General features: G+C 67.7%; 11 protein-coding genes and 1 other RNA gene. 11 read left to right on the top strand and 1 reads right to left on the bottom strand.

Features of this window, described 5'->3' with window-relative positions; all coding sequences use genetic code 11:
• The first annotated feature begins 367 nt into the window (after window positions 1-367).
• The 10 genes from ffs (at window position 368) to WT26_RS12780 (ending at window position 9,905) form a co-directional block, all read left to right on the top strand.
• Window positions 368-466: signal recognition particle sRNA small type (gene ffs / locus WT26_RS12825), an RNA gene on the top strand.
• Between the two features lie 127 nt (window positions 467-593).
• Window positions 594-2,921, top strand: a complete 2,328-nt coding sequence (gene dnaX / locus WT26_RS12820) for a DNA polymerase III subunit gamma/tau (RefSeq protein ID WP_069273042.1) — start codon at window positions 594-596, stop codon at window positions 2,919-2,921.
• 92 nt (window positions 2,922-3,013) lie between these two features.
• On the top strand, window positions 3,014-3,340 hold the full coding sequence (locus WT26_RS12815; protein WP_006482124.1) for a YbaB/EbfC family nucleoid-associated protein: 327 nt from the start codon (window positions 3,014-3,016) through the stop codon (window positions 3,338-3,340).
• A 31-nt stretch (window positions 3,341-3,371) separates the two neighbouring features.
• Window positions 3,372-3,968: a recombination mediator RecR gene (gene recR, locus WT26_RS12810; RefSeq protein WP_006478665.1), complete on the top strand. Its 597-nt coding sequence runs from the start codon at window positions 3,372-3,374 to the stop codon at window positions 3,966-3,968.
• 48 nt (window positions 3,969-4,016) lie between these two features.
• Window positions 4,017-5,222 carry a CaiB/BaiF CoA transferase family protein gene (locus WT26_RS12805; RefSeq protein ID WP_059532792.1) on the top strand — a complete coding sequence of 402 codons (1,206 nt, stop codon included), beginning with the start codon at window positions 4,017-4,019 and terminating at the stop codon, window positions 5,220-5,222.
• A gap of 105 nt (window positions 5,223-5,327) precedes the next feature.
• Window positions 5,328-6,089, top strand: coding sequence for a 5'/3'-nucleotidase SurE (gene surE, locus WT26_RS12800; protein WP_069273041.1), 762 nt, complete (start codon window positions 5,328-5,330; stop codon window positions 6,087-6,089).
• Entirely contained in the window at window positions 6,086-7,138 is a 1,053-nt protein-coding gene (locus tag WT26_RS12795) for a protein-L-isoaspartate(D-aspartate) O-methyltransferase (RefSeq protein WP_069273755.1), read from the top strand. Before surE ends, WT26_RS12795 begins: the two co-directional genes overlap by 4 nt.
• Window positions 7,139-7,143: 5 nt before the next feature.
• Window positions 7,144-8,025 (top strand): peptidoglycan DD-metalloendopeptidase family protein, encoded by an 882-nt coding sequence (locus tag WT26_RS12790; RefSeq protein ID WP_069273040.1) that lies wholly within the window; start codon window positions 7,144-7,146, stop codon window positions 8,023-8,025.
• Between the two features lie 11 nt (window positions 8,026-8,036).
• Window positions 8,037-9,125: an RNA polymerase sigma factor RpoS gene (gene rpoS, locus WT26_RS12785; protein WP_069273039.1), complete on the top strand. Its 1,089-nt coding sequence runs from the start codon at window positions 8,037-8,039 to the stop codon at window positions 9,123-9,125.
• Window positions 9,126-9,128: 3 nt separating this feature from the next.
• Entirely contained in the window at window positions 9,129-9,905 is a 777-nt protein-coding gene (locus WT26_RS12780) for a 3'-5' exonuclease (RefSeq protein WP_059662597.1), read from the top strand.
• Between the two features lie 9 nt (window positions 9,906-9,914).
• Here WT26_RS12780 and WT26_RS12775 read toward each other — a convergent pair whose 3' ends face one another.
• Entirely contained in the window at window positions 9,915-10,769 is an 855-nt protein-coding gene (locus WT26_RS12775) for an endonuclease/exonuclease/phosphatase family protein (RefSeq protein ID WP_069273038.1), read from the bottom strand.
• Between the two features lie 72 nt (window positions 10,770-10,841).
• Here WT26_RS12775 and rlmD point away from each other — a divergent pair, with 72 nt between their 5' ends.
• A complete protein-coding gene (gene rlmD / locus WT26_RS12770; protein ID WP_081333749.1) occupies window positions 10,842-12,239 on the top strand; it encodes a 23S rRNA (uracil(1939)-C(5))-methyltransferase RlmD in 1,398 nt (465 codons plus the stop codon).

Raw genomic sequence — 12,239 nt, 5'->3', positions numbered from 1 at the left:
TGGGTCAATACCTCTTACGGTTCGGGGACTGCCTGCATGGCGCCTTCTCGGCGCGCCTGCCGCCCGGCGGGCGGCAGGCCGCTGCGGCAGGTCACTCCGCTCTCCGAACAGGAGGGGTGTAAGCGCTGCATGCCGCGGCTCGCGGGTCGTTCGGGCGTCATATTAGCCTAAATTGCTATCTGCTGCGGGCGGCGATAGTAGCCGCTACGCGAGTAGGGGCACGTACGCCGAAGACCGTTGCGTCACGGATGTGGAGGCCGGCGCGCAAAATACAAGAGGGCGGTCGCGCCTGTTGCACGCGCCTGCTTTCGCATATTCGTTCGAATAACGATCGCATTCGGCGCAAAGCGGTGATAGAATATGCCGTGACGGGCCTCCTCGCATGGTGGGGCGGTGAACCTGGTCAGGTCGGGAACGAAGCAGCCACAATCGTTTTCCGCCAGTGCCGAGGGTCGGGCTCGTCACCTTTCCTCTCGCCCCGTTCGTTGGGCGTTTTTTATTTCCGCTCTCCACGCGCTTTTCACGTTTTCGCATCCGTGTTCCGTACCGTTTCGCGTGTCGGCGCGACGCAGCGTTACTGATACAATTTCCCGATGACCTATCAAGTTCTCGCACGCAAGTGGCGTCCGAAGGATTTCGCTTCGCTCGTCGGCCAGGAGCACGTCGTCAGGGCGCTCACGCACGCGCTCGACGGCGGGCGTCTCCATCACGCCTATCTGTTTACCGGAACCCGCGGTGTCGGCAAGACGACGCTGTCGCGGATCTTCGCCAAGGCGCTCAACTGTGAAACCGGCGTCACGTCGCAGCCGTGCGGCGTGTGCCGTGCCTGTCGCGAGATCGACGAAGGGCGTTTCGTCGATTACGTCGAGATGGATGCCGCGAGCAACCGCGGCGTCGATGAAATGGCTGCGCTGCTCGAGCGCGCCGTATACGCGCCCGTCGATGCGCGCTTCAAGGTCTACATGATCGACGAAGTGCACATGCTGACGAATCACGCGTTCAACGCGATGCTGAAGACGCTCGAAGAGCCGCCGCCGCACGTCAAGTTCATCCTTGCGACGACCGATCCGCAGAAAATTCCCGTCACCGTGCTGTCGCGCTGTCTGCAGTTCAACCTGAAGCAGATGCCGGCCGGGCACATCGTGTCGCATCTCGAACGGATTCTCGGCGAAGAGCACATCACGTTCGAGCCGCAGGCGCTGCGCCTGCTCGCGCGTGCCGCGCAGGGCAGCATGCGCGACGCGCTGTCCCTCACCGACCAGGCGATCGCCTATTCGGCAAACGAGGTGACCGAGTCGGCCGTGTCGGGCATGCTCGGCGCGCTCGACCAGACTTACATGGTGCGCCTGCTCGACGCGCTTGCCGCGGGCAGCGGCCCCGAAATCCTTGCGATTGCCGACGAGATGTCGCTGCGCAGCCTGTCGTTCTCGACCGCGCTTCAGGATCTCGCGAGCCTGCTGCACCGGATCGCGTGGGCGCAGTTCGCGCCGGGCTCGGTGCTCGACGAATGGCCCGAAGCGGGCGATCTGCGCCGCTTCGCGGAGACGCTGAGCCCCGAGCAGGTCCAGCTGTTCTATCAGATCGCGACGGTCGGCCGCGCGGAACTCGGCCTGGCGCCGGACGAATACGCCGGTTTCACGATGACGCTGCTGCGGATGCTCGCGTTCGAGCCGGCGGCCGGCGCTGCCGGCGGTGCGCCGGTCGGCCAGCCTTCGGCGCCGCGCGCCGTGCCGGGGCCGCGTGCGGCCGTGTCGGCCGCGAAGCCGGCGGCGCCCGCCGAGGCGACGCGCAAGCCGGCGGCAGCCGCGGCGCCGACGGCGTCTGCCGCGCCGGTCGCGCGACCCGCCGCCGATGTGCCTGCGCAACCCGGCGAACGCGCGAGCGAGCCGCCGGCCGTTCCCGCGACAACCGAGGCGCCCGCCCCGACCGCAGCGGCTCAGCCGGTCGCGGCAGCCGATGCGCCCGCGGCCGCGCCCGCCGCAGCCGAGAAGAACGACCCGCCCGCGCCGCCGGCGAAATCCGAATTCCGTACCGATGCGGCGGATGCTGCGCCGGCCGAATTCGCGCCGCGCGCCGCGTCGACGGACGCCGCCCCGCGTTCTGCTGCACGCTCGGGTGGCGCCGCCGCGGCGCTCGATGTGCTGCGCAATGCGGGGATGCGCGTGTCGACCGATCGCTCGCGCGCCGGCGCGGCGGTGAAACCGGCCGCGCCGGCCGCCGCCAAACCGGCTGCGCCGCGTCCCGCGGTGCAGGTGTCGACGCCGCGCGCCGCGGCTCGCGCACCGCAGCCCGATGCGCGTCAGGCTCCGCCGCCGTGGGAGGACATCCCGCCGGACGAATACGTGCCGCTCAGCGCCGACGAGATGTTCGGCGGCCCGCCCGACGACGGCTTCGTGCCGGTATTCGACAGCGGCCCCGACGACGTGCGCGTGACGCCGAAGCCGGCCGTGTCCGCGCCGGTCGACACGCGTCCGCTGCCGCCCGCGATCGCGCTCGATCCAGTCGGCTTCGACGGCGAATGGCCGGCGCTGGCCGCGCGGCTGCCGCTCAAGGGCGTCGCGTACCAGCTCGCGTTCAACAGCGAACTGACGGCCGTCGATGCGACGACGTTGAAGCTTTCCGTGCCGGTGCCGCAATATGCGGACGCTGCGCAGGTGGCGAAGCTGAAGGCCGCGCTGGCCGATGCGCTCGGCAAGCCGGTCGAGGTGGCCGTCGAAGTCGGGCCCGCCCGGCGTACGGCGGCGGCACTCGATGCGGCTGCGCGCGCGGCGCGCCAGCGTGAGGCCGAGCAGGAGATTCACGGCGATCCGTTCGTCCAGCAGCTCGTGCGCGATTTCGGTGCGCGCATCGTCGAGGGTTCGGTGCGCCCGCTCGCGGATGCCGCCGCATCGGCGGACGGCCCGCCGCCGACGCTGCATTGAACTGAGCGCCCAGCGACAGGCACAATCACGCCCACACATTGGCCGGCACGCGTCGCGTGCCGGTGTTCACACGATCAAGAAGGAGTATTCCCATGTTGAAAGGCAACCTCGCCGGACTGATGAAGCAAGCGCAGCAAATGCAGGAAAACATGAAGAAGATGCAGGAGCAGCTTGCGCTGATCGAAGTCGAAGGGCAGTCGGGCGCCGGCCTCGTCAAGGTGACGATGACGTGCCGCAACGAAGTGCGTCGCGTGTCGATCGACCCGAGCCTGCTCGCGGACGACAAGGACATGCTCGAGGATCTCGTCGCGGCTGCGTTCAACGACGCCGTGCGCAAGGCCGAAGCGACGTCGCAGGAAAAGATGAGCGGCATGACCTCGGGCCTGCCGCTGCCCCCGGGCTTCAAGCTGCCGTTCTGAGCGGCGCGTCCGTCCAGGCATCCGTCGACGTATGAAACAGCCGTCCGCCCTGTCCGCTCTCGTCGAAGCGTTGCGCGTGCTGCCCGGTGTCGGGCCGAAATCCGCCCAGCGCATGGCGGTCCACCTGATGCAGCACGATCGGGAGGGCGCGGAGCGGCTCGGCCGGTCGTTGCTGTTCGCGACCGAGCACCTGCAGCATTGCGAGAAGTGCAATACGTTCACCGAAGCGCAGATCTGCGAGGTCTGCAGCGACGAAGAGCGTGATCCGACGTTGCTGTGCGTCGTCGAGACGCCCGCCGACCAGATCATGCTCGAGCAGACGATGACTTACCGCGGGCTGTATTTCGTGCTGATGGGGCGGCTGAGCCCGCTCGACGGGATCGGCCCGAAGGAAATCCATTTCGACCGCCTCGTGCGGCGCGCGTCCGACGGGGTCGTCAAGGAGGTCGTGCTCGCGACCAACTTCACGAACGAGGGCGAGGCCACCGCGCACTACCTCGGCCAGACGCTGAAGGCGCGCGGGCTTGCGGTCACGCGCCTCGCGCGTGGCGTGCCGGTGGGCGGCGAGCTCGAATATGTCGACGCGGGCACCATCGCCCGCGCGATGCTCGACCGCCGCACGATGTAAGCCGGGCGCCGCCGGTCGGCGGCGCCGTTCCTCATGCCAGGGAGACACATGAGCACCAGCCAGGGCCCGCTCGCGGGCGTCAAAGTGCTCGAATTCGGAACGCTGATCGCGGGGCCGTTCGCGTCGCGGCTGTTCGCCGAATTCGGCGCGGAAGTGATCAAGATCGAGGATCCGAACGGCGGCGACCCGCTGCGCAAGTGGCGCAAGCTCCATCCGGAGCAGGGCGGCACGTCGCTGTGGTGGTCCGTGCAGGCGCGCAACAAGAAATCGGTCACGCTCAACCTGAAGGCCGACGCCGGCAAGGCGATCGCGCGGCAACTCGCGCGCGAGGCCGACATCGTGATCGAGAATTTCCGCCCGGGCCTGCTGGAAAAGCTCGGTCTCGGCTACGACGTGCTGTCGGCCGAGAACCCGGGCCTCGTGATGGTGCGCCTGTCCGGCTACGGGCAGACGGGCCCGTACCGCGACCGGCCCGGTTTCGGCGCGATCGCCGAATCGATGGGCGGGCTGCGCCACATCACCGGATATCCCGACCTGCCGCCGCCGCGCATCGGGATCTCCATCGGCGATTCGATCGCCGCGCTGCACGGTGTGATCGGTGCGCTGATGGCATTGCATCACCGCAAGGTCAACGGCGGCGCGGGGCAGGTGGTCGACGTTGCACTGTATGAAGCCGTCTTCAACATGATGGAAAGCGTGGTACCCGAATACGGCGTGTACGGGATGGTGCGCGAGCGCACCGGCGCGTCGCTGCCGGGTATCGTGCCGTCGAACACGTATGCATGCCGCGACGGCAGCATCGTGATCGGTGGCAACAGCGACCCGATCTTCAAGCGGCTGATGAAGGCGATCGAGCGCGACGATCTCGCCGACGATCCCGCGCTCGCGCAAAACGACGGGCGCGTGCCGCGCACGCAGGAGATCGACGACGCGATTGCCGCATGGCTCGCGCCGCGCACGATCGACGAAGCGCTCGTCGTGCTCAACGCGGCCGACGTGCCCGCCGGGCGCATCTATAGTGCCGCCGACATGTTCACCGACCCGCAGTTCGTCGCACGGCAGATGATCCAGCGCTTCAAGCTGGCCGACGGCACCGACATTCCGTTGCCGAACATCACGCCGAAGCTGTCGGACACGCCGGGCGAAACGCGCTGGCTCGGGCCCGAACTCGGCGAGCATACCGACGAGGTGCTGCGCGGCCTCGGCTACGATCCGCAGGCGATTGCCGCACTGCGCGACGCGGGCGCGATCTGACCGGGAAGGCCGCCGCGCAACGCGGCGGCGCATGCCGCGCGAGCACGCGTCTGCGCGGGCCGGACTGTCGCTCTCGCGCCATCTTTCCTCGGTTACAATCGCCGGATGCGAATCCTACTCAGCAACGACGACGGCTATCTCGCCCCCGGTCTCGCCGCGCTCAGCGACGCGCTGCAGCCGCTGGCCGAACTCACGGTGATCGCGCCCGAGCAGAACTGCAGCGGCGCGTCGAACTCCCTCACGTTGTCGCGGCCGCTGTCGGTGCAGCGCGCAGCGAGTACGGGTTTCTTCTATGTGAACGGCACGCCGACCGATTCGGTGCACGTCGCGTTGACAGGGATGGCCGACGCCAGGCCGGACCTCGTCGTTTCCGGGATCAACAACGGCCAGAACATGGGCGAAGACACGCTCTATTCGGGGACAGTTGCGGCCGCCACCGAAGGCATCATGTTCGGCGTGCCGGCCATTGCGTTCTCGCTGGTCGTCAAGGGCTGGGCCCATCTCGCGGACGCCGCGCGCGTCGCCGCGGAGATCGTCGAGCACGCCCTCGCGCATCCGCTGCCGGGGCAGCCGCTGTTGAACGTCAATATTCCGAACCTGCCTTACGACGAACTGAAAGGCTGGAAGGTCACGCGTCTCGGCAAGCGTCATCCGTCGCAGCCGGTGATTCGCCAGACCGACCCGCGCGGCGAACCGATCTACTGGATCGGTGCAGCGGGCGAAGCGCTGGACGCCAGCGAAGGCACCGATTTCCACGCGGTGGCAAACGGTTTCGTATCGATCACGCCGCTGCAACTGGATCTCACGCATACACAGATGCTGCCCGCGACGCGCGAATGGGCACGCGCCGGAGGGCGGGCTTCATGAGCGGCGAGCGCGCGAAGCGGTTCCCGCTCGCGCTCGAAGATCTCAAGCGAGCGCCACGCAAGTCGGAAGGTCGGGCCGGCGAACGCCATGCTGCGGGCGACGGCACGCGCCAGCGGTTGTCGGCCGGCGCGTCCGCGCGAGGCGGCGCGGTGGCGACGCCGCGGGCGTCCGATCCGCCCGGCGCGTCCAGGCCGGGCGCGGCGCCTGCGCCCAAGCCCGCTGCTGCGCCGAAACCGATTGCACCCAAGCTGGTGACGCCCGTCGCGGCCACGCGCAAACCGGCGGCGCCGAAGCCGCCCGCGCCCGGGCCGACGGCCGGCAAGCCTGCTGCGCCACCAGCTGCGCCGAAGGCTGCCCCCAGGCCCGCGATGCAAATGCAGAATGCCGCGCTTGCCGGCGCGCATGCGCTCACGTCGGAACGCGTGCGCGAACGGATGGTCGAACGGTTGCGCGCGAACGGCGTGACCGATGCGCGCGTGCTGGAGGCGATGGCCGCGGTGCCGCGCCACCTGTTCGTGGATCCGGGGCTGGCGACGCAGGCCTACGAGGATTCCGCGCTGCCGATCGGCCACCAGCAGACCATTTCAAAGCCGTCGGTCGTCGCGCGCATGATCGAGCTCGCGATGGCCGGCCGCACGCTCGAGCGCGTGCTCGAGATCGGCACGGGCTGCGGCTATCAGGCCGCCGTGCTGAGCCACGTGGCACGCGACGTGTATTCGATTGAACGCATCAAGCCGCTCTACGAGCGCGCGAAGCTGAACCTGCGGCCGCTGCGCGTGCCGAACATCCGTCTGCACTACGGCGACGGGCGTGTCGGCCTGCCGTCCGCGGCCCCGTTCGACGCGATCGTGATCGCGGCGGCGGGGCTCGACGTGCCGCAGGCGCTGCTCGAGCAGCTCGCGATCGGCGGGCGCCTCGTCGCGCCGGTCGGTGCACAGAGCGGGCAGCACCAGGTGCTCACGCTCGTCGAGCGCGTCGCGCACGCGCAATGGCGGGAGTCACGGCTTGATCGCGTTTTCTTTGTCCCTTTAAAATCCGGAGTAATTTGAAACCGATGAGTATGTTGCGCGCGATGCAAAACAACCGTTCCAGGGAACCGCTCACGCTCGCCCAGCGCGCGATCTGCGTAGCTGCGTTCTCCACGCTACTGGCCGCCTGTGCGACGCGGCTCGACAACGCGCCCGTCGTCGATCGCTCCGGTTCGCTCGGCACGACTGCCGCCGCGCAGCCTGCGGTACCGCTTCCGCCGGCGCCGCCGGGTTACTACCGCGTAAAGCCGGGCGACACGCTGTACCGGATCGCACTCGAAAACGGGCAGAACTATCGCGACATCGCCGCGTGGAACAACCTGGCAAACCCGAATCAGATCGAAGTCGACCAGCTGCTGCGCGTGTCGCCGCAGGCCGGTGCCGCTGTTGCGGGCACGCAGGTCGCCGCGCCGATCGCGGGCGCCGCCGTTGCTACCGCGCCGCTCAGCAGCGGCCCGGCGACGCCGGCCGCCGGTACGTCGTCGGTCGCGACGCCGCCTGCCGCGGCGGCCGCATCGAGCGACACGGCAACTGCACCGAGCGGCCCCGTGACGTTCGCGTGGCCCGCGCGCGGCCCCGTGCTGAACGGGTTCGACGACGCGAAGAACAAGGGCGTCAATATCGGCGGTACGGCCGGCGAGGCCGTGAAGGCGGCAGCCGACGGCCGCGTCGTCTATTCGGGCAATGGCCTGCGTGGCTACGGCAACCTCATTATCATCAAACACGATGCAACTTACCTCACGGCGTATGCACACAATCGCGCTTTGATGGTAAAAGAGGGGGACGCGGTAACGAAGGGGCAGAAGATCGCCGAGATGGGTAACAGCGACTCCGACCGCGTGATGCTGCATTTCGAGGTTCGCCGGCAGAAACCTGTCGATCCGCTGAAGTATTTGCCGCCTCAATAACCGAGACGACCATGCCGAAATCGAAGCGCCACGAGCCGCAAGCCGAGTCTGAGAAGATCAGTCGTGCCACGCAAGCATCGGTGGGGCGAGTGGGTGCTTCGACGGACGACGAAGACGACAACGCGGATAACGAACGCGATCTCGAGGTGCGCGACGCCGAGGCGGACGGTGGCGATGACGAGCGCGAAGGCCGCGCCGAGGCGTCGCCCGAACTGGACGATTTCCGGGCCATGCTGCAGGCGGAACTTACGGCCGACACGATTCAGCATTACCTGAACCGCATCAGCGTGAAGCCGCTGCTCACCGTCGAGGAGGAGCAGCGTTATTCGCGTCTGGCCAAGGCCGGTGAATTCGAGGCGCGGCAGGTGATGATCGAGCGCAACCTGCGTCTCGTCGTCAGCATCGCGAAGGGATACCTGAACCGCGGCGTGCCCCTGCTCGACCTGATCGAGGAAGGCAACCTCGGCCTGATGCATGCGATCGAAAAATTCGACCCGACGCGCGGCTTCCGTTTTTCGACTTACGCGACCTGGTGGATCCGCCAGAGCATCGAGCGGGCGATCATGAACCAGGCCCGCACGGTGCGTCTGCCCGTGCACGTGATCCGCGAACTGAACCAGGTGCTGCGCGCGAAGCGCCACCTCGAAAAGAATTCGATGTCGACGGGCGAAGCGGCCGAGCGCCGCGAAGCCAGCATCGACGACATCGCCTATCTCACCGGCAAGACCGCCGAGGAAGTCACCGACATCCTCGCGCTCAACGAGCACACGGCGTCGCTCGATGCGCCGCTCGACCTCGACCCCGCGAGCAGCCTGCTCGACCTGTTGCCTGACGACCAGAGCCAGTCGCCCGACGCTGAAGTGCAGCACCGCGAACTCGAGACGCTCACTCGCGCGTGGCTGTCGCGGCTGTCCGACAAGCACCGCCATGTGATCGAGCGCCGCTTCGGCCTGAATCACATCGAACCGGCGACGCTCGAGGAACTGGCCGACGAGATGGGGCTCACGCGCGAGCGCGTGCGCCAGATCCAGCAGGAAGCGCTGGTGCGCCTCAAGCGGTTTTTCGCCTCCAACGGCGTGCGCAAGGACGCCGTTCTGTAACTGATGACTCCCATTCTTGTTTTTGACATCGAGACGATTCCCGATGTCGACGGCATTCGCCGTCTGGAAGACCTGCCTGCGACGCTCGACGATGCCGCGGTGGCCGAACATGCGTTCGCCGCGCGCCGCGAGAAGACCGGTGGCGATTTCCTGCCGCACCACCTGCAGCGCGTCGCGGCGATCTCGTGTGTGTTCCGTGACAACAACGGGTTTCGCGTACGCTCGCTCGGCACGCCGCAGGACAACGAAGCCACGCTGATCCAGTCGTTCTACCGCGTGATCGAGAAATACACGCCGCAGCTCGTGTCGTGGAACGGCGGTGGCTTCGATCTGCCGGTGCTCCATTACCGCGCGCTCGTGCACGGCATTCCCGCGACCCGCTACTGGGATCTCGGCGAGGACGACCGCGATTTCAAGTGGAACAACTACATCTCGCGCTACCACTCGCGGCATACCGACCTGATGGATGTGCTCGCGATGTATCAGGCGCGCGCGAACGCGCCGCTCGACGCACTCGCGAAGATGTGCGGCTTTCCGGGCAAGCTCGGGATGGACGGCAGCCAGGTGTGGCCGGCGTTCCTGGACGGGCGGATCGAGGAAATCCGCAACTATTGCGAAACCGACGTCGTCAATACCTACCTGCTGTATTGCCGGTTCCAGTTGATGCGCGGCGGGCTGACGCCGAGCGAGTATGCGGACGAGATCCTGCTCGTGAAGAACTCGCTTGCGCAGGAGCCGGCGTCGCACTGGGCCGAATACCTGGCCGGTTTCGCCGCGTAGCGCACGCCGTCAATTCAGCTCGAGCACGATCGGTTGGTGATCGGATGCGCGCAGGTCGCCGTCGATCTCGCAGCGCGCGACGCGCGGCAGCAGCGTATCGGTCACGAATACGAAGTCGCACGCGAGCGGCCCCTCCGACCATTGCACCGTATCGTAGACACCGGCTGTCGGCGGCGGCGCGACGCCCGGATGCAGCGCCGCCCACGCGTCGACGAAGCGCGGCGCGCCTTCGACCGGTTCGAGAAAGCGCCGATAGGCGTCGCTGTCGTATGCGCTGTTGAAATCGCCGCAGACGATCGCATCGCACGGCTGGCCGGTTGCGCTGAACGGGCTGTCCGCATGCTCGGCGCGCGCGGGGCGGTCCGCATGCGCGCACGCTTCCCGATGCCGGTCGTGCAGCGCATCGACCTGCGCGCGCCGCTGCCGGGCGGAATAATATTCGAGATGAGTGGTGGTCACGCGCAGCGGGCCCGACGCGGTCGCCAATTCGACGTCGAGCGCGACCCGCGGCATCGACGGCGCGCCGGCGTCGGCTGGCCACGGCAGCAACTGGCGGAGCACGCGCCCGACCGGCAGCCGGGTCGCGATCGCATTGCCGAACTGGCGACGCGGTGCGCCGGGCGCGGTGGGCGGCAGGTCGGCGCCGATCGCTTCGACGATCGTATGGCCGGGCAGCAGCGCCGCGAGTTCGGCGAACTGGTCCGGCCCGGGATGGCCAGCCAGCGCGCCGAAGCCGCGCGTGACTTCCTGCAGGCACAGCACGTCGAAGTCGCCGAGCCCGCGGATCGCCGCGACGGTGCGCGAGAGATCGACGACGCCGTCCGCGTCCCGACCCCATTGAATGTTCCAGTCGATCAGTCGCATGGTCGAATCTCCATGGTGAGGCGGTGCTTCGTCTACAATCTCGCCTTCTTCAACGTTTGTCAGGAAAAGCTGGTGTCCGAAGCCGTCCCCACTTCTGCGCGCAAATTAAGAAATGCGCCCGTCGCGCCCGGAATCGCCCCGGTTCTCGAGATCGAATCGCTCGACATGGAAGCGCGCGGTGTCGGCCGCACGATCACCGAGGATGGCGAGCCGGGCAAGGTCATCTTCGTCGAGGGCGCGCTGCCGGGTGAGCGCGTGACCTATTCGAGCTTCCGCCGCAAGCCGAGCTACGAGCAGGCGACGGTTGTCGACATTCTGCGCCCGAGCGTGATGCGCACGAAGCCGAAATGCGCGTTTTTCGGCACCTGCGGTGGCTGCTCGATGCAGCATCTCGACATGCGCGCACAGGTGGCGGTCAAGCAGCGCGTGCTCGAAGACAACCTGTGGCACCTGGCGAAGCTGCGCGCGGAAACGATGTTCGCGCCGATCCACGGCCCGTCGTGGGGCTATCGCTACCGTGCGCGCCTGACCGTGCGCAACGTCGCGAAGAAGGGCGGCGTGCTGGTCGGGTTCCATGAGAAGAAGAGCAGCTACGTTGCCGACATGACGAGCTGCGAAGTGCTGCCGCCGCACGTGTCGGCGATGCTGGTGCCGCTGCGCCGGCTCGTCGAGGGGTTGTCGATCCGCGATCGGATGCCGCAGATCGAGCTCGCGGTCGGCTCGGAAGTCACGGCGCTCGTGCTGCGCGTGCTGGAACCGATCAACGCGGACGACGAAGCGTTGTTGCGCGCGTTCGCGGACGAGCACAAGGTGCAGTTCTGGCTGCAGCCGAAGGGCCCTGATACGGTGACGCCGTTCTATCCGCTCGACGTGTCGCTCGATTACACGCTGCCGGAATTCGGTATCCGCATGCCGTTCAAGCCGACCGACTTCACCCAGGTCAATCATCAGATCAACCGCGTGCTGGTGGGCCGCGCGCTGCGCCTGCTCGCGCCGTCGCGCGACGATCGCGTGCTCGACCTGTTCTGCGGGATCGGCAACTTCACGCTGCCGCTCGCGCGGCTGTCGCGCGAGGTGATGGGCATCGAGGGCAGCGATACGCTGACGACGCGCGCACTGGCGAACGCGCGCGAGAATGGCGTCGACGGCCACACGACGTTCGCGTGCCGGAACCTGTTCGAAGTGACCGGCGACGACATCCGTGCACTCGGCGCATTCGACAAGTTCCTGATCGACCCGCCGCGCGAAGGCGCGCTCGCGGTGTCGAAGGCGCTGGCCGAGATCGCGCAAAGCGGTGAAGGCCCGCTGCCGAAGCGCATCGTCTACGTATCGTGCAACCCGTCGACGCTCGCGCGCGACGCGGGCCTGCTCGTGCACGAGGCCGGCTACCGCCTGAAGGGCGCCGGTGTCGTGAACATGTTCCCGAATACGTCGCACGTCGAATCGATCGCGCTGTTCGAGCGCGACTGA

Origin of the sequence: Burkholderia cepacia, assembly GCF_001718835.1 — a bacterium.
GTDB classification, from domain to species: Bacteria; Pseudomonadota; Gammaproteobacteria; order Burkholderiales; family Burkholderiaceae; genus Burkholderia; species Burkholderia cepacia_F.
Note: the sequence above shows the minus strand (reverse complement) of the source record. Positions and strands in the feature narration are given on the sequence as shown.